The organism is Candidatus Palauibacter sp. (assembly GCF_965216145.1).
Lineage (GTDB): Bacteria > Gemmatimonadota > Gemmatimonadetes > Palauibacterales > Palauibacteraceae > Palauibacter.
Map to the genome: position 1 here is coordinate 2,119,733 of NZ_OZ244149.1, position 16,341 is coordinate 2,136,073.

Below are 16,341 nucleotides of genomic sequence, written 5' to 3' on the forward strand. Positions count from 1 at the left end.
CGCTCCGCCTGGTTCGCTCTGGTACGCCGGTTCCGCCGGCGCGGTGACACTGCGTTGTGCCTCGCCGTAAAATAAGGGTATGCCGACGCGCGCGGAGATTAAGGCCTGGCGGTCGCTGCACCGCGGAAAGGGACGCCGGGAAACCGGGTGTTTCCTGGCCGAGGGGCGGCGGCTCATCGGTGAGATGCTCGAGTGGCCGGGCCGCACGGTTGCGGTGCTGCACGCCGATGCGGCGGGCGTCGAACCGGAACTGGAGGCGCTGCTCGCGCGTGCGGTGACGCGGGGTGTGCGTACTGAAGCGGTGCCCGAAGCGATCATCCGGACGCTGGCCGATGCCGCCACGCCCCAGCCCATTCTCGCGATCGGCGAGGTGCCGGCGTACGGCTGGGATGACGTTGGCGGCGGCGCGATCGTGCTTCTCGACGGCGTGCAGGATCCGGGCAACGTCGGCACTCTCGTGCGCACCGCGCTCGCGCTCGGAGCCGCCGCCGTGATCGGCGTCGGCGAGGCGGCCGATCCCTGGGGGCCGAAGGCGTTGCGGGCCTCGGCGGGAGCGTCGCTCCGCGGTCCCGTCTTCCGCACGGACACCCGGGATGCCGTGGAGCGGCTGACCGCGCGCGGGATCCCGATCTGGGTCGCCGCGGCAGGTGCCCCGCCGCTCGAGCGTCCACCGTCCGGGTCGGTTGCTCTCGCGCTGGGGAGCGAGGCGCACGGCGTCTCGGCTCCCCTCCTCGCCGCCGCGCACCGCGTCGTCTCCCTGCCGCTCGCCCGGGGTGTGGAATCGCTGAACGTGGCCTCGGCCGGCGCCATCCTGCTCGACCGAATGCTGAGTCGGACGCCCGATTGACTGACGCCGTGACCGCGGGCGTGGCCGCACTGCTCGGCGCAGTGGCCGGCTCGTTTCTCAATGTGTGCATCACGCGCATGCCCGCCGGGAACAGCGTCCTGCGCCCAGGCAGCCGTTGCCCGGCGTGCCGCGCGGCGATCCGCTGGCGCGACAACCTACCCGTCCTCTCCTGGATCCTGCTGCGGGCACGGTGTCGCGACTGCGGCGGCCGCATCTCCTGGCGCTACCCCGCGATCGAACTTGCAGCGGCCCTCGCCTGGGGCGGCACGGCCTGGATGTACGGCACATCCGTCACCGCCCTCACGGGTGCGGTTCTGTTCACGCTCCTCCTCGCGATCGCCGTCATCGACGCGCGCCACTACGTCATCCCCGATGCCCTCTCGCTCGGCGGGTGCGCCGCGGGCCTCGCCCTCTCGGCGCTGCCGGGGTCGACGCCGCCGCTCGGGGCGATCTCGGGCGCGGTTCTCGGGTTCGGACTTCTCTACGTCGTTGCGTGGCTGGGCGAGAGGGCGTTCCGGAAGCCGGCGCTCGGAGGCGGCGACGTGAAGATGATGGCGATGGTGGGGGCGTTCCTCGGCCCCGGCGGCGCACTCCTCACGATCTTCCTGGGGGCGCTCGCCGGGTCCCTCGCCTTCGGTCCCGTCTCACTCAGGACGGGAAAGCCCGTGCCCTTCGGGACATTCCTCGCGCTCGGAGCGGCGGTGGCATTCCTGTTCGGCGGCGTTCTCTTCGATTGGTATCTGCGCCTGTCGACACGTTGAGACGGTCGCGCGCGGAACGCCTGTGTCCCTTGCTTGGGCGCTCTCTTCCCCGCGCACCTGCTCGGCCGGCTGGTCTACTCGCTCATCGGCCAGGCCGACGCGGGGGGTAGCCGCGGGGAATGCTGCCCATGAGGCCACACAGGTCATGGTAGGTGGCGGAGTCCACCGGCAGCGTCCGCAGCGCCGCGTCCGTCGAGGCCCCGTCAAACTTGGCTTCACCGTAGATGATGTCGTTGACCACGCACCAGGTCGATGCCTTCCCGGCCTCCCGGGATGCCGGCGGGCCGGCTGCCTCCATTGCGGCGAGGAGGTAATCCAGGCCCCGGCCCTCGGGATCCGCCAGATAGATCGCGTATAGGTCTGAGCTGGCGCGCGGTCCGCTGGGCATGGATTCGTCAAAGTCCGCTGCTTGGGAGCGGGTGTAGATGGCGGCGATCGGATCGTTCGTCTCGTCCCCTGCCAAGCCGACCATGTGCCTCTCGTACAACCCCACGAGAAGGTCGAACGCGGGCTCGTATGGGACCCCCTCCTCCGGCACGACTGCCCGAATCAACGCAGAACGCGCATCGAACCGAACCCCAAAAGGGTATCCCGTGTCTGCCGCCAGGCGGACCAGCGACTGCGCGAGCGCGTCCAGCTCGGCTCGGGGCCGGGAGTCGAACAGCTGCGTGAGCACGGCCACGGCCGGCGCGGCGGGGGAAGCCTCCGGATCGCGGCGTTCGACGAGCTGTCGGAGCGCGGTCTCCGGCGTCGGGATGCGCAGCTCTCCGCCCTCGTCCAGAACCATGGCCCACCGCTGGGCCCATGACTGAGGCCTGGCGTCCCCATCTCGCGCCTGTGCCGCAGCGGGCCACGGCGCCAAGGCGCTTTGGAGCACTGCCACAACCAACATCGCATCTCGCCTCATGCCTCAGCTCCTCGTTTACTGCAGAGAATCCCTCGCGCCGGACCCGTCACGGGCACGCCGTCCCGGTGTGGCCCAGAGCCGTCGGTCTGTCGAGCACCCAGCCTCCCGCCCATCGGTAGTGCCAGAACGGCGCGGCTGCGGTCGCCTCAGACACGTTGAAATCCATCCCTTCGCGCATAGCTCTCTCCACTTCGGTCAAGAGCATTCTAGCTTGCTCCGTGGCGGTTTCGAGTAACCCTTCGAGCCTTTCCAACTTGTCTCGAATATTCTGGGAGGCCCGGCAGCTCTCATACCTCGATGCGTGCTGCTCCTCGTGCTGCTTAACGGGATCATGGAACGACGAACGGGCCGTGCCGGTGCCACATTCCTCGTTCACCTCGTACACCGTGGCTGGATCGCCCAGTTGCGCGTGGTTCCGGCAATGCTGCCGGAGTTCGTGCGCCGTCACGACGCCAGTAGTCTCATAAGCCCAGGGTCGTCCCGGGTTGGTCGGCTTAAGATCCGGATGTATGTAGAGCTGCGCGACTATGGTCTCCGCCGGCCAGGAGATGTAGCGCGTGCCCTGCCACGGTCCCGTTCCCGAGCCCGCAACCAGCGCCGGGATGTTGACGGCGAACCGCCCCCATTCGTCACTTGCCCAAGATTCTGTGTGCGGAGTAGCGTACACAGGAATGGTACCTGCAGCAGGAAAGGCCCACATCCCTGCCCCCACCTCGACGATCCCGGTCATCGTCGTGTCGGCGACTTCCGGTCCCGAGATGCTGACCGTCATGCTGAGCGTGCTCGTGGCTCTTCCCTCCCACCTGGTGTAGTCCGTTCGGCCCCCTGTGGGGCGCGACACGCCCGCTCCCGTCACCCAGGCGTAGTTGAGGTCGGAGAGCGTCACGGCGGTGTCGGTCGTCGTCACGTAGCAACCCCCGGTTGAGCCACGGCTCGGTGACGAGCAGTTCAATCGGAACGCCACCATCCGGGAGCCCTCGTCGCCGTCGTCGCCGCCCTTGGGGTTGGTCCCGCCGAGACCGATGCGGCCCGTGCCCGGATTCCGGGGAGGGATAAAGGTCACCCATTCCGTGCCCTTGCCGACGAAGGTTAGCACGCAGTCGTCTTCAAATACATCATAGTCCAACCCGACCGGGCACGTCCGTCCCGTCGCCACGTCGATCTGCTTCATCTTGGCAGGTTCGCACTCCGTTCCGGGTTCGGAGTCGTAGCAGCCCTCGCGCTGCGCCGCGAGCAATGATCGGGGCGCGGCCCAGCCGGACGCCAGCCTCCAGAGCTCAGCCCACGGTCCGCCCCCCGACGGTCGCGCCGAGGCCCACACCTTGTCGGGCAGCGGAATCCCCACGTCCTTGAGAATCGCCTTCACGCTCCCGGTCGCCTCCTGACTCGCGCGCTCGGTCCCGGGGAGCAGGCAAACGGCCAGAACGGCCACCCGCTCGGGAAGCACCTCCTTGCCACCGCCGGACTTGGGCCGGCTCACGGTCACCAGCACCTTGTATTGCTGGCCCCACACCTCGTCGGTGTCACCCTTCGCCTCGGGGCTGAACTCCAGCACGTACTTCCGGGAGACGTAGCTTCCCGTGGCGGTCCCGAAGTAGAACTCGCACCCCGGCCCGCCGATCCCCTGGATGACCGTCTGCCACGACGGCAGACTGTCCACATCGGTGCTGAGCCCGGCCTGCGACACGACCGGTGCCCGGGCCGACGCATCCCCACCGGTGGGGGCGGGCTCCCAAAAAAAGTCGGAGCACCCCAGGAGTCCTGCCGCCGATGCTCCCGCCACAAGGAATGCCTGCCCGATCCGCAGCCTGAAACGCGGAGGCGCTTCTCGTGGCACTGAAAGTCGGGAGGGACGACGGCGAAACGACGAGGAGAGACCAGCGCGCGGCCACCTGAACATCCATCCTCCCGGGCAGAAGGGGACTCACGCCCGGGACTCACGCCCGGGACTCACGCCCGGGACTCACGCCCGACGATGCTGCGACAGACCCCCCTCAAACAAGGGGAACGGACAGGGAACGACCGAAGCGGGATCGATGAGGAGACCGGGTGGGCCGGGATCCGCCGGGCGGATGCCGCGCTAATCGCGGCGGATCCGGGCTCGCGTCACCTGCGTGTCGGTGCTCGCCACGACCTGGATCCGCACATCGCCGTGCTCGACGACCTCTCCCGCCTCGGGCACCCGGCCCAGCTCGCCCAGAAGGAAGCCGTTCAGCGACCGGTGCTCGGCCACGGGGAACGACGTGTCGAAAAAGTCGTTGATCTCCCGCAGTTCGGCGCCGCCATCCACCGCGATCTCGTCCCGCCGCAGCTGGATGATGGGCTCCGGCGGTACATCCGTTTCGTCGACGATGTCGCCGACCAACTCCTCGAGGATGTCCTCGAGCGTCACGAGTCCGTCTAGCCCGCCGTGTTCATCCACCACGAGCCCCATGTGCACGCGCCGCGCGCGAAACTGCTCGAGCAGTTCGATGAGAGTGATCGTGTCCGGCACGAAGTAGGGCTCGCGGGCGAGGCTGGAGAGCGTCACGTTCCGCCGGCCGGCGAGAAGCGCCTGGTACGCCTCGGTGCGGTGCAGCACGCCGGTGACGTCATCGAGCGACTCGCCGTACACCGGGATCCGGCTGAAGCGGACGTCCCCCAGGGCCTCCGCGATGTCTCCGAGCCTGCGCGAATCCTCCCAGCCAGGATGTCGACGCGGGGCGTCATGATCTCCCGGGCACGCAGACGGTCGAGAGTGAACACCCGGTCGATGAACTGCCTTTCTCAACGTGTGCATCTCCCGCATGCCCGCCGGCGAGAGCGTGGTCCGCCCGCGCAGCCGCTGCCCGGCCTGCGGCGCGACAGTCCGCTGGTTCGACAACATCCCCGTCGTCTCCTGGGTGCTCCTGCGCGCGAGGTGCCGCGACTGTGCGGCCCGGATCTCCTGGCGCTACCCGGCGGTCGAACTCGCGACGCTGGGCATCTGGGTCGGCATGGCGTGGCAGTACGGGGCGTCGGCCGCCGCCCTCGGCGGCGCGGTCCTGTTCACGCTGCTGCTCGGGATCGCGGTCACCGACGCGCTGCACTACGTGATCCCCGATCCGCTCTCCCTCGGCGGACTCGCGGCGGGGCTCGCCGCGTCGCTCCTGCCGGGCCTCACGACGCCGCTCGCCGCGGCCGGCGGCGCGGCACTCGGCTTCGGGATCCTGTTCGTCGTGGGACGCCTCGGCGAGAAGGCCTTCGGCAAACCCGCCCTCGGCGGAGGCGATGTGAAGCTGATCGCGATGGTGGGGGCCTTCCTGGGCCCGGCCGGTGTCCTTCTCACCATCTTCCTGGGTGCGCTGGCCGGCTCCGTCGTCTTCGGACCGATCTCCCTCCGGACCGGGAAGCCGGTTCCGTTCGGGACGTTCCTCGCTCTGGGGGCCGCCGTCTCGTTCCTGTTCGGCGATGCGCTGATCGATGCGTATCTGCGCCTCGCCATGTCCGCGAGCGGCTGACCGGGAGCGGCTGGCCGCGCCCGCCGATACGAGCGGCTAGCGCCGGCGGATGCGTGCGCGGGTCACCTGCGTGTCGGTGGTCTCGACCACATGGATCCGCACGTCGCCGTGGTCCACGACCTCGCCCGCTTCCGGCACCCGTCCGAGTTCGCCGAGCAGAAACCCGTTGAGGGAGCGGTGCTCGAGCACGGGGAACGAAGTCCCGAAGAAGTGGTTGATCTCCCGAAGTTCCGTCGCCCCCTTCAAGAGGATTTCGTTCCGGCCGAGCGCCACGATCGACTCCCCCGGTTCGTCCGTCTCGTCCTCGATGTCGCCGACGACTTCCTCGAGGATGTCCTCCATCGTCACGAGCCCGTCGAGCCCGCCGTGTTCGTCGACGATCAGCGCCATGTGCACCCGGCGCGCCCGGAACTGCTCCAGAAGTTCGATCAGGGTGATCGTCTCGGGCACGAAGTAGGGTTCCCGGGCGAGTTTCGAGAGCGGTACATCCCGCCGCCCGTCGAGGAGCGCCCGGTACGCCTCGGTCCGGTACAGCACGCCCGTGACGTCATCCAGCGAGTCGCCGTACACGGGGATCCGGCTGAAGCGGAGGTCGGACAGTTCGTCCTCGATGTCGCCGAGGCGGCGCGAGTCCTCCCACGCGAGGATGTCGACCCGCGGGGTCATGATCTCCCTCGCACGGAGCCGGTCCAGGGTGAACACCCGGTCGATGAACTGGCGCTCGTGCGCCTCGATGTCGCCCGCCAGCTGGCCGAGGCGCGCCATGGCGCGGATCTCCCACTCGCTCACGTGCGTGGCCGACTCCGCCTCGGGAAGCACCCGCCCGACGAGCCATTCCAGAGGCAGGACCAGCGGCAGGAGAAAACGTCCGAGCCCCCCGATGACGGGAGCCGCGAGGAGCGACAGGCGTTCGGCGTTGCGCGCCGCGAAGCTCTTCGGGGTGATCTCCCCGAAGATGAGGACGAGAAGCGTCATCACGCCCGTGGCGAGACCCACCCCGGCCGAGCCGAACAGCTCGGTCGCGGTGTAGGTGGCGACCGCGGCGGCGCCGATGTTGGCGACGTTGTTCCCGATCAGGATCGTGATGAGCAGTCGCTCGGGGTGCTGTTTCAGCTTCTCCAGCGTGCGCGCTCCAGGGCGCTGCTCCCGCGCGAGCGCCCGGACCCTCGTCTCACCGAGCGAGAAGAGTGCGATCTCGGTGCCGGAAAAGAAGCCCGACAGGACGAGGAGGAGCGCGAGGAGCGCGAGGGTGCCGATCACCAGCGTCGTACCCCGGCGGCTCGCGGGAGGATCCCGCGTCGCGTCGCCTGTTCACGACCCGGCGGTGAGGCGCCCGTACTGTCGGTTTCGTCCAAGTTCTACCAGCTGCGACTGTGCTCGATCAACTCCGCGACGATGTCGTCCGCGGTCCGCCCCTCGGCCTCGGCCTCGAAGCCGGGAACGACCCGATGCCTGAGGACGGCGGGCGCCACGGCTCTCACGTCGGCGAGATTCGGTACGGGCCGGCCATCGAGCACCGCGCGGGCCTTCGCGGCGAGCACGGTGTGCTGGGAGGCGCGCGGCCCCGCGCCCCAGCTGACCATTCTGCGCACGAAATCGGGGGACGATTCCTCCCGCGGCCGGGTGGCGCGCGCCAGACGTACCGCGTAGTCGACGACGGATGGCGAGGCCGGTACGCGCTGCACCAGCGCCTGATAGTCGAGGAGCTGGCCCGCGGTCACGACCGGGCTCACGCTCGCCGGTGCTCCGCTCGACCCCATGTCCGCGATGACCGACTCCTCCTCGGCCGTCGGGTAGCCGATCCGCAGTTCGAACATGAAGCGGTCGAGTTGCGCTTCCGGCAGCGGGTACGTGCCCTCCTGCTCGATCGGATTCTGCGTCGCGAGCACGAAGAACGGCCGGCCGAGGGGAAAGGTCTCGCTCCCGACCGTGACCTCGCCCTCCTGCATCGCCTGCAGAAGCGCGGCCTGGGTCTTGGGCGGCGTGCGGTTGATCTCGTCCGCCAGAATCACGTCGGCGAAGATCGGCCCCCGGACGAAGGCGAAATGGCGCTGGCCGGTGCGCTGGTCATCCTGAAGGACCTCCGTCCCGGTGATGTCGGAGGGCATCAGGTCGGGCGTGAACTGGATGCGGCTGAACTCCAGGTGGAGGGCCTCCGCGAGGGTGGAGACGAGGAGAGTCTTGGCGAGTCCGGGGACACCCACGAGAAGGGCGTGCCCGTCGGCCAGCAGCGTGATGAGGAGCTTCTCGACGACCTCCCGCTGGCCGATGATCCGCTTTCCGATTTCCCCCTCTAGCTTCAGGCGTGCGTCACCCAGTTCCCGGAGAAGCCGAACGTCATCTGTCTCGACTCTGCGACCGGCTTCCAACTCGTTCGGCTCCAGGGCGCGAGTGGACGGGAAGGGTCGCCGGCAGCCCCCTGCCGGCGAGGCCGTTTCGGGCTGGGCGAGGGACCCTCAATATGGTCGCAGCAACGTAGGCTTTCTCTGCCCAGCGTCAAGCGAAACCGGGATTGCGAATTTTTTCACAAGCGGCCAGATTGCGCTCGCGAATTTTCGCATAAGCGGTGGCGGCGCGGCGCGGGCGATGGAGATGTCAACCCATGCGACAGCCGTATCGCGGGTCGGCGAACCGGCCGGAACCTGAAGCACCCGAGGAGCGCGCCGTACGCCTGTACGCGAAGGCGGCGGGCAGCGAGTTCGCGAGCCTCGGCATCGCCATGGGCCTGGTGATCGCACTCCTTGCCGTCGGCGGCAACTGGCTGGATGGCCGTCTCGGGACCGCACCCCTCTTCGTGCTTCTCGGCGTGTTCGCGGGGTTCGCGGGGAGTTGTTACAGCCTGTTCGGCCGGCTGGCCGCCCGACGCGCGTCGTCCGCGGCCGATAAGGCCGATGAGACGGACACCGGCGCTTGAGCGGTCGCCGAGACGGTCCGTCGCGCGGGCGGCTCATGTACGCGCTGGCCACGCTGGGGCTGGCCACGGTGGCCGCGGCCCTGGCGGGCGGCGGCGAGCGCGCGTGGGGCATCGCCACGGCCTGGGTGATCCAGGTCGCGGCGATGGGGCCGCTGGACCGGGCGCTGGTCGCCGGACGGAAGGCGACGAAGCCCTGGCTGGGCGGGATCGCCCTCCGGGCGGGAGGGCTGATCGTGACGGCGGGGCTGGCATGGTCCGGGGCGGCGACGCCCGACCTGCCGATCGCCTACGCGATCGCGGTGTTGGTGTTGTTGTGGGGCGAGGCCATTCGACTCACGCGCGGGCTCAGGCGAGCCGGTGAGGCGGGCGGCCGGACGGACGAACTCGACAGGGAACGAAAGACCGGATGAACCCGGTACTCGATAGATCGATGACCCCCTTCGGGAAGCTGGCGGGTTGGGTGCAGGAGCATGCCCCCGCGGCGGCCGCTGCGGCCCAGGAACACGGCGAGGCCGCGGCGGAGGGCGCGCATGCCCCCGAGGAGTGGGGCACCGACGTCATGATGCACCACGTCGTGGACTCGAACGTGTGGGAGTTCGGGCCCTTCGGCGAGATCCATCTCCCGGAGTTCGCCCCCTTCCATATCGGCGGCCTCGAGATCGACCTCTCGATCACGAAGCACGTCCTGTTCCTCATGTTCGCGACCGTCCTCACCATCGTGACGATGTTCATCGCCGCCCGCTCGACCCGGACGCTCCGGGGTGGCGAGAAGGCGCCCGGCGGCGTCCTGAACGGGATCGAGGCCTTCTATCTGTACCTGAGGGATGACATCGTCATGGCCAACATCGGCCGCGGCGGCGAAAGGTTCGTCCCGCTCGTCATCACCCTCTTCTTCTTCATCCTGTATGCGAACCTGCTCGGTCTCATCCCCTTCGGCGCGACGGCGACGGGGAACATCATGGTCACGGCGGCGCTCGCCATCATCGCGCTCGTCGTGATCGAGACGGCGGGTTTCGTAGCCCTGGGACCGGTGGGCTACGCGAAGACGGTGTTCTTCCTGCCGCCGGGGCTGCCGACGGCGCTGAAGCCGCTCACGCTGATCATCATGGCCCCGGTCGAGTTGATCGCGAAGTTCTCGAAGATCATGGCCCTCGCGATCCGGCTGTTCGCCAACATGACGGCGGGCCACTTCGTTATCCTCGCCTTCATGGGGCTCATCCTTACATACGGGCCGATGGTGCTCCAAGGTGGGGTCTTCGGGCCCGCGGTCGGCGGCGCGGCGATCCTGGGGTCGATGGGCCTCGCGCTGTTCGTGATGATGCTCGAGATCTTCATCGCGCTTCTGCAGGCGTACATCTTCGCGATGCTGACGTCGGTGTTCATTGGGTTGATCCGCCACGCACACTGATCTGCGGGGCGACTCGCGAAACTCCCGCGCCGGAGGTGCGCGGACTGAACGGGGGTGTCGTCCGGACCCCCGACAGGGAAAGGAAACCGGAGTAAACGATGCTGAACATGTTGACGCTGCTACAGGAGGCCATGTCGACCGGCCAGGGCCTCGCGATCGGTCTGGCCATCGTCGGAGGCGGGCTCTCGGTACTTGGGGCCGGCATCGGGATCGGTCTCATCGGCGGGCGCATGACGGAAGCGATGGCCCGTCAGCCCGAAGAGGCGCAGACCATCCAGACGGCCGCGATCGTGCTCGCCGTGTTCATCGAAGGTGTAGCGCTGTTCGGGCTCGTGATCGCCGGCTTCATTCGGGGCATCTGATGCGTTCGGTCGGACTCGGCGCGATCGCGGGGTTCGCTGCGCCACTGAAGCTGGCCGCCCAGACGGAGACGGGGACGGGGATCTTCTCGCTGAACGTGGGGCTGATGGTGTGGACGTGGATCCTGTTCGGGCTCACGCTCCTCGTCCTGGTGAAGTGGGTCTTCCCGCTCATCTCCGGAGGGCTCGAGCAAAGGCACGAGAAGATCCAGGGCGCCATCGACGAGGCCCTCTCCGCACGCGATGAGGCGAAGGCGCTGCTGGCCAGGCAGGAGGCCGCGCTGGAAGCGGCGCGCGGCGAGGCGCGGGAGATGCTGGAACATGCCCGGCAGCACGCCGACGGCCTCCGGAAGGAGATTCTCGAGGAGGCTCGAGCACAGCAGGGCCAGATGCTCGACGACGCGCGACGGGAAATCGGACACGAGCGGGACCGGCTGCGCGAGGAGATCCGGCGGGATGCGGTGGATCTCGCGCTGGCGGCGTGCGAACGGCTGATCCGGGCCCGGCTGGACGCCGAGGAGAACCGGCGGCTCGTCCGCGAGTTCGTGTCGGACGTATAGCGGTCCGGTGACGGAGCGATGAGCGCATCGGCGGTGGCCCGCAACTACGCGACGACTCTCTTCGAGCTCGCGGCACGGGACGGGAGCGAGGCGGAGTACGGGCGGCTGATCGAGGAGATCGGAGACCTGTACACGAACGTCACGGCGTTTCAGCGCTTCCTGGAGGTGCCCGCGGTGTCGCTGTTCGAGAAGAAGGCGGCGATCCGGGCGGCTCTTGCCGGAAGGGCGCCGGATCTCTTCGTCCGCTTTCTGATGGTCGTGCTGGACCGCCACCGGCAGCGGGCTCTCCCCGGAGTCGCTCGCGCCTACCGCGATCTGCTGGACGCGAGGGCGGGGCGCGTCAGGGCCAGTGTGACGCTGCCGTTCGAGGTGGATGACGGCGTCCGGAGCGAGGTGGTTGCAGCGCTCCAGCGGCGCTACGCGCGGGAGGTCGTTCCCGAATTCCACGTGGATCCGAACATCCTGGGCGGCGTGATCATCCGGGTCGGCGACGAGTTGCTGGACGCCTCGCTGCGGAGGCAGCTCGAGCGGATGCGCCGCGAACTGTACTGAGACCTCTGTACCGGGACGTTCGTACCGGAGAATAGAGAAGAGAAGATGACAGGTTTCGACAGCTCCCTTCGAGCGAGCGAGATAAAGAAGGCCCTGCTCGAGCAGATCGACCGCTACGAGGAGGAACTTCGGGTCGAGGAGGTGGGCGAGGTCCTCGAGGTGAAGGACGGCGTGGCCCGTATCTGGGGTCTTTCGACGTGCGTCGCGAACGAGATGCTCGAGATCACGTCCCGCCACACCGGGGTCTCGGTGATCGGTCTCGCCTCGAACCTCGAGGAAGACAACATCGGCGCCGTGATCCTCGGCGATTATCTGGTCCTGAAGGAGGGAGACCCGGTGCGCCGCACCGGCCGCGTGCTCTCCGTACCCGTTGGCCCGGACGTTCTCGGCCGCGTCGTGGACACGCTGGGCCAGCCCATCGATGGCCGCGGACCGATCGAGGCCGTGACCTACATGAAGGTCGACCGGAAGGCGCCCGGCATCGTCTACCGCCAGCCCGTGAACGAGCCGCTGCAGACCGGGCTGAAGGCGATCGACTCGATGATCCCGATCGGGCGCGGGCAGCGCGAGCTGATCATCGGGGACCGAGGCACGGGCAAGACGGCCGTGGCGATCGACGCCATCATCAACCAGCGGGGGCAGGACGTCGTCTGCGTCTACTGCGCGATCGGGCAGAAGGGTTCGACGGTCGCCGGCATCGTCGAGCGGCTCCGCGAGGAGGGGGCGCTCGACTACACCGTGATCGTGGCCGCGAACGCGTCCGACCCGGCGCCCATGCAGTTCATGGCCCCCTACGCCGCGTGCGCGATCGGCGAGTATTTCATGTACGAGGAGGGGCGCGCGGTGCTCGTCATCTACGACGACCTCACCAAGCAGGCCGACGCGTACCGCGAGGCGTCCCTCATCCTGCGTCGTCCGCCGGGGCGCGAAGCGTACCCCGGGGACGTGTTCTATCTCCACAGCCGTCTGCTCGAGCGGGCCGCCAAGATCAGCAACGATCCAGAGGCGATCGCCGGCCATCCGGACATCAGGAAGCCCGGCGGCTCGCTGACCGCGCTCCCGATCATCCAGACGGCCGCCGGCGACGTGTCCGCCTACATCCCGACGAACGTGATCTCGATTACCGACGGCCAGATCTTCCTCGAGACCGACCTCTTCTACTCGGGCATCCGTCCGGCCGTGAACGTGGGGATCTCGGTCTCACGCGTAGGAGGGAACGCGCAGATCAAGGCCATGAAGAAGGTCGCCGGACGTCTCCGGCTGGACCTCGCGCAGTTCCGCGAGATCGAGGCCTTCGCGCAGTTCGGCACCGAACTTGACGCGGCGACGCAGCGGCAGCTGGACCGCGGCCGGCGGACCGTCGAGGTCCTCAAGCAGGGGCAGTACGACCCGATGCCGGTCGAGGAGCAGGTGATGGTGATCTTCGCCGCCACGCAGGGATTCCTCGACCACCTCGAGGTGTCGAGCCTCCGCGGCTGGGAGGTCGGATTCCTCGAGTACATGCGGACGCGCCATCCGGGCGTCGGAGAGGCCATCCGTGAGGAGAGGGAGATCTCGAGCGAGACCGAAGCCGCGCTCCGCGAGGCGATCGAGTTCTACTCGGATACCTTCGCCCACGACGGCACCTCTCGCAGCGACGGTTCGGAAGCCGCGGCGAGTCCGGCCGCGGCCGTGACGGCGTAGGGCAGCCGGGGCGGGGGGCATGAGCAAGTCGAGAGACATCTATCGGCGGATGAAGTCCGTCGACAGCACGAAGAAGATCACGCGAACCATGGAGATGGTCGCGACCGCCAAGCTCGCGCGGGCGCAGGGGCGGGTGATCCGCGCGCGCCCGTACTCGGCCCAGCTGATGGACATGATCGCCCGGCTCGCCACGCCGGATCTGGCGGAGTCCCAGCCCCTGCTGCGGCAGCCCGACCGCATCGCGCGGGCCGCGGTCGTGCTCGTGACGAGCAATCGGGGACTGTGCGGTGCCTTCAACGCGAACCTCATCCGAACCGCGCAGGCGCAGCTTCGGGAGCTGGGGGAAGCCGGGGCCGCCGTGGAGTTCCACGTCTACGGGAACAAGGGGATCTCCTACTTCCGGTTCCGGGGCGTCGAAATGGCGCACACCCGCAACGACCTGGGTGATCCTCCGGCCACGGAGGATGCGCGGAGCCTGATCGAGGACCTGGCCGCCCGCTTCGTGTCGGGCGAACTGGATGCGATCCGGCTCGTGTTCGCGGAGTTCCGGAACATGGTCAGCACGCCGCCCTCGGTCCGGCAGATTCTGCCGGTCGGCGTCGGAGGGGCGCGCAACGGGCCGCAGCCCTTCTTCATCCTGGATCCGTCGGAGGAGGGGATTCTCGACCATCTCCTGCCGCTCTACGTCACGAATTCGACGTACAGCGCGCTCCTCGAGACGGCGGCGGCGGAGCAGGCCGCCCGCCGTACGGCGATGAAGTCGGCGACGGACAACGCCAACGAGTTCCTCGACAACCTGCGGCGGACGTACAACCGCGCCCGCCAGGCCGAGATCACCAATCAGATCGCGGAGATCATCGGCGGTGCGGACGCGCTCGATGGATAGCATACACGGGGGCGGCGACGCCCCTCACGAACCGAAAGCCATGAGGCTGACACATGTCTGAAGTATCGCCTGAGGGATCGACGAAACGAGGCGTCGGCCGGGTCGTGCAGGTCATCGGGCCCACGATCGACGCCGTGTTCGAGCCCGAGCATCTGCCGGAGATCTACAACGCGATCTCCCTGTCGTGGCAAGACGATGACGGGACCGCGCACGATCTCGTCTGCGAGGTGGCGCAGCACATCGGCCGCAACCAGGTACGCGCGGTCGCCATGGACGCGACGGACGGTGTGAGGCGCGGCATGGATGTCGTGGACACGGGTCACGCGATCACGACCCCCGTCGGCGAGGCCGTGCTGGGCCGGATCCTCAACGTCCTCGGCGAGCCGGTGGATGAGATGGGGCCGGTGGAGGCGAGCGAACGCTGGCCCATCCACCGCAAGGCCCCCAGCCTGCAGAACCTGGAGTCGAAGACCGAGATCTTCATCACGGGGATCAAGGTCGTGGACCTCATCGCTCCCTACGTGAAGGGCGGCAAGACGGGCCTGTTCGGGGGTGCCGGGGTCGGCAAGACCGTCATCATCATGGAACTCATCAACAACATCGCCCAGGAGCACGGCGGCCGCTCCGTCTTCTGCGGCGTGGGCGAGCGGACGCGCGAGGGGAACGACCTCTGGCTCGAGATGAAGGAGTCGGGCGTCATCGATTCGACGGCGCTCATCTACGGACAGATGAACGAACCCCCGGGCGCGCGCCTGCGCGTGGGGCTCACCGGGCTCACCGTCGCGGAGTACTTCCGCGAGGTCGAGGGCCTCGACGTGCTCCTCTTCATCGACAACATCTTCCGCTTCAGCCAGGCGGGGTCCGAAGTCTCGGCGCTCCTGGGCCGCATGCCGAGCGCGGTCGGCTACCAGCCGACGCTCGCGACGGAGATGGGGAACCTCCAGGAGCGGATCACGTCGACGACGAGGGGCTCGATCACCTCGGTGCAGGCGATCTACGTGCCGGCGGACGACCTCACGGACCCGGCCCCGGCCGCCGCGTTCACGCACCTCGATTCGCAGACGGTGCTCTCGCGCCAGATCGCCGAACTCGGCATCTACCCGGCCGTCGACCCGCTCGACTCGAGCAGCCGGATCCTGAGCGAGCAGTTCCTGGGCGCGCGCCACTACCGGGTCGCGACGGCGGTTCAACGGATTCTGCAGCGCTACACGGACCTGCAGGACATTATCGCGATCCTCGGGATGGACGAACTCTCCGAGGAGGACAAGGTCATCGTGAACCGCGCGCGGCGAATCCAGAAGTTCCTCTCCCAGCCGTTCCACGTGGCCGAGCAGTTCACCGGGATCCCCGGCCGCTACGTGCCGCTCGAGACGACGATCGAATCGTTCGAACGCGTGGTCGAGGGCGAGTTCGATCACCTTCCGGAGCAGGCCTTCTACATGGTCGGCGGGATCGAGGAAGTGATCGAGCAGGCCCGGAAGCTGGAGGCGGAGGTCGCATGAGCGGGCTCGACCGGGACGGCCGCGCCGCGCCGGGGCGCGAGGGAGACGGCTGATGGCGGCGGCGCGCATCGGGGACCACGACGGGCCGTGGAATGACATCCCGTCGGCCGCGAACCTGTCGGCGGAACGACGCTTGCGGGTGACGGTCATATCTCCGTCCGCGGCCGCCTTTTCCGGAGCCGCGACATCCGTCGTCGCGCCGGCGCACGACGGTGAACTCGGCATCCTGTACGGGCACGCCCCCATGGTGGTCCTGCTCGGCGAGGGCCTCCTGCGCGTGCGCACGGACGACGGACCGCGTCGATTCCGCGTCGCCCGCGGCTTCCTGCAGGTGCTCGACAACACCGTCTCCGTCCTGGCCGAACACGTGGAGCCGGCCGAGGCCGAATGACTTCGGGGCGGGGCGCGCCGCGAGCTTGACGCACGCCTCCCCGACCCTTATTCTTCCCGTCTTCCCCGCGCGCCATTTCTACCTGTCCGCGG

The 16,341-nt window shown here is 68.5% G+C and carries 18 protein-coding genes; 13 read left to right on the forward strand and 5 right to left on the reverse strand.

Translation table 11 applies throughout. The features are described from left to right. Positions 1–79: 79 nt before the first annotated feature. Positions 80–847: a TrmH family RNA methyltransferase gene (locus ACOOHF_RS09285; RefSeq protein WP_420464296.1), complete on the forward strand. Its 768-nt coding sequence runs from the start codon at positions 80–82 to the stop codon at positions 845–847. Continuing rightward, positions 844–1,608, forward strand: a complete 765-nt coding sequence (locus ACOOHF_RS09290) for a prepilin peptidase (protein ID WP_419934727.1) — start codon at positions 844–846, stop codon at positions 1,606–1,608. Before ACOOHF_RS09285 ends, ACOOHF_RS09290 begins: the two co-directional genes overlap by 4 nt. Before the next feature lie 82 nt (positions 1,609–1,690). On the opposite strand, the gene ACOOHF_RS09295 is transcribed toward ACOOHF_RS09290, so the two are convergent. The 3 genes from ACOOHF_RS09295 to ACOOHF_RS09305 all read right to left on the reverse strand — a co-directional run bounded on the left by ACOOHF_RS09295 (position 1,691) and on the right by ACOOHF_RS09305 (position 5,129). Continuing rightward, positions 1,691–2,395, reverse strand: coding sequence for a hypothetical protein (locus ACOOHF_RS09295; protein ID WP_420464297.1), 705 nt, complete (start codon positions 2,393–2,395; stop codon positions 1,691–1,693). Positions 2,396–2,561: 166 nt separating this feature from the next. After that, entirely contained in the window at positions 2,562–4,070 is a 1,509-nt protein-coding gene (locus tag ACOOHF_RS09300; protein WP_420464298.1) for a hypothetical protein, read from the reverse strand. 525 nt (positions 4,071–4,595) lie between these two features. After that, complete coding sequence (locus tag ACOOHF_RS09305; protein WP_420464299.1) at positions 4,596–5,129, reverse strand: transporter associated domain-containing protein; 534 nt, start codon at positions 5,127–5,129, stop codon at positions 4,596–4,598. 157 nt (positions 5,130–5,286) lie between these two features. On the opposite strand from ACOOHF_RS09305, the gene ACOOHF_RS09310 reads away from it, so the two are divergent. Next, positions 5,287–5,994, forward strand: a complete 708-nt coding sequence (locus ACOOHF_RS09310) for a prepilin peptidase (protein ID WP_420464300.1) — start codon at positions 5,287–5,289, stop codon at positions 5,992–5,994. A 36-nt stretch (positions 5,995–6,030) separates the two neighbouring features. Here ACOOHF_RS09310 and ACOOHF_RS09315 read toward each other — a convergent pair whose 3' ends face one another. Continuing rightward, complete coding sequence (locus ACOOHF_RS09315; RefSeq protein WP_420464301.1) at positions 6,031–7,254, reverse strand: hemolysin family protein; 1,224 nt, start codon at positions 7,252–7,254, stop codon at positions 6,031–6,033. Between the two features lie 98 nt (positions 7,255–7,352). Then, on the reverse strand, positions 7,353–8,363 hold the full coding sequence (locus ACOOHF_RS09320; RefSeq protein WP_420464302.1) for an AAA family ATPase: 1,011 nt from the start codon (positions 8,361–8,363) through the stop codon (positions 7,353–7,355). 233 nt (positions 8,364–8,596) lie between these two features. Here ACOOHF_RS09320 and ACOOHF_RS09325 point away from each other — a divergent pair, with 233 nt between their 5' ends. The 10 genes from ACOOHF_RS09325 (at position 8,597) to ACOOHF_RS09370 (ending at position 16,249) form a co-directional block, all read left to right on the forward strand. Beyond that, the gene (locus ACOOHF_RS09325; protein WP_420464303.1) at positions 8,597–8,908 is read left to right on the forward strand and encodes an AtpZ/AtpI family protein; all 312 of its coding nucleotides are present in this window, start codon (positions 8,597–8,599) and stop codon (positions 8,906–8,908) included. Next, on the forward strand, positions 8,905–9,318 hold the full coding sequence (locus ACOOHF_RS09330) for a hypothetical protein (protein ID WP_420464304.1): 414 nt from the start codon (positions 8,905–8,907) through the stop codon (positions 9,316–9,318). Before ACOOHF_RS09325 ends, ACOOHF_RS09330 begins: the two co-directional genes overlap by 4 nt. A gap of 20 nt (positions 9,319–9,338) precedes the next feature. Continuing rightward, a complete protein-coding gene (gene atpB, locus ACOOHF_RS09335) occupies positions 9,339–10,316 on the forward strand; it encodes a F0F1 ATP synthase subunit A (RefSeq protein ID WP_420464305.1) in 978 nt (325 codons plus the stop codon). Between the two features lie 98 nt (positions 10,317–10,414). Continuing rightward, positions 10,415–10,678 carry an ATP synthase F0 subunit C gene (locus ACOOHF_RS09340; RefSeq protein WP_419934736.1) on the forward strand — a complete coding sequence of 88 codons (264 nt, stop codon included), beginning with the start codon at positions 10,415–10,417 and terminating at the stop codon, positions 10,676–10,678. Next, positions 10,678–11,235, forward strand: coding sequence for a F0F1 ATP synthase subunit B (gene atpF / locus ACOOHF_RS09345; RefSeq protein WP_420464306.1), 558 nt, complete (start codon positions 10,678–10,680; stop codon positions 11,233–11,235). The genes ACOOHF_RS09340 and atpF overlap by 1 nt, the downstream gene beginning before the upstream one ends. 18 nt (positions 11,236–11,253) lie before the next feature. Beyond that, complete coding sequence (gene atpH, locus ACOOHF_RS09350) at positions 11,254–11,787, forward strand: ATP synthase F1 subunit delta (RefSeq protein WP_419934738.1); 534 nt, start codon at positions 11,254–11,256, stop codon at positions 11,785–11,787. A 45-nt stretch (positions 11,788–11,832) separates the two neighbouring features. Beyond that, complete coding sequence (gene atpA, locus ACOOHF_RS09355; protein ID WP_420464307.1) at positions 11,833–13,470, forward strand: F0F1 ATP synthase subunit alpha; 1,638 nt, start codon at positions 11,833–11,835, stop codon at positions 13,468–13,470. Between the two features lie 19 nt (positions 13,471–13,489). Continuing rightward, positions 13,490–14,356: an ATP synthase F1 subunit gamma gene (atpG, locus tag ACOOHF_RS09360; protein ID WP_420464308.1), complete on the forward strand. Its 867-nt coding sequence runs from the start codon at positions 13,490–13,492 to the stop codon at positions 14,354–14,356. A 53-nt stretch (positions 14,357–14,409) separates the two neighbouring features. Further along, positions 14,410–15,858: a F0F1 ATP synthase subunit beta gene (gene atpD, locus ACOOHF_RS09365; protein WP_420464309.1), complete on the forward strand. Its 1,449-nt coding sequence runs from the start codon at positions 14,410–14,412 to the stop codon at positions 15,856–15,858. 52 nt (positions 15,859–15,910) lie between these two features. Continuing rightward, the gene (locus tag ACOOHF_RS09370; protein ID WP_419934742.1) at positions 15,911–16,249 is read left to right on the forward strand and encodes a F0F1 ATP synthase subunit epsilon; all 339 of its coding nucleotides are present in this window, start codon (positions 15,911–15,913) and stop codon (positions 16,247–16,249) included. Positions 16,250–16,341: the final 92 nt, after the last annotated feature.

Excerpts from the sequence above, each read along its gene's own strand:
- ACOOHF_RS09295 (WP_420464297.1), bottom strand. The coding sequence starts at position 2,395 with ATGGTTCTGGACGAGGGCGGAGAGCTGCGCATCCCGACGCCGGAGACC.
- atpG (WP_420464308.1), top strand. The coding sequence starts at position 13,490 with ATGAGCAAGTCGAGAGACATCTATCGGCGGATGAAGTCCGTCGACAGC.
- ACOOHF_RS09285 (WP_420464296.1), top strand. The coding sequence starts at position 80 with ATGCCGACGCGCGCGGAGATTAAGGCCTGGCGGTCGCTGCACCGCGGA.
- atpB (WP_420464305.1), top strand. The coding sequence starts at position 9,339 with ATGACCCCCTTCGGGAAGCTGGCGGGTTGGGTGCAGGAGCATGCCCCC.
- atpA (WP_420464307.1), top strand. The coding sequence starts at position 11,833 with ATGACAGGTTTCGACAGCTCCCTTCGAGCGAGCGAGATAAAGAAGGCC.
- ACOOHF_RS09370 (WP_419934742.1), top strand. The coding sequence starts at position 15,911 with ATGGCGGCGGCGCGCATCGGGGACCACGACGGGCCGTGGAATGACATC.
- atpF (WP_420464306.1), top strand. The coding sequence starts at position 10,678 with ATGCGTTCGGTCGGACTCGGCGCGATCGCGGGGTTCGCTGCGCCACTG.
- ACOOHF_RS09340 (WP_419934736.1), top strand. The coding sequence starts at position 10,415 with ATGCTGAACATGTTGACGCTGCTACAGGAGGCCATGTCGACCGGCCAG.
- atpD (WP_420464309.1), top strand. The coding sequence starts at position 14,410 with ATGTCTGAAGTATCGCCTGAGGGATCGACGAAACGAGGCGTCGGCCGG.
- ACOOHF_RS09325 (WP_420464303.1), top strand. The coding sequence starts at position 8,597 with ATGCGACAGCCGTATCGCGGGTCGGCGAACCGGCCGGAACCTGAAGCA.
- atpH (WP_419934738.1), top strand. The coding sequence starts at position 11,254 with ATGAGCGCATCGGCGGTGGCCCGCAACTACGCGACGACTCTCTTCGAG.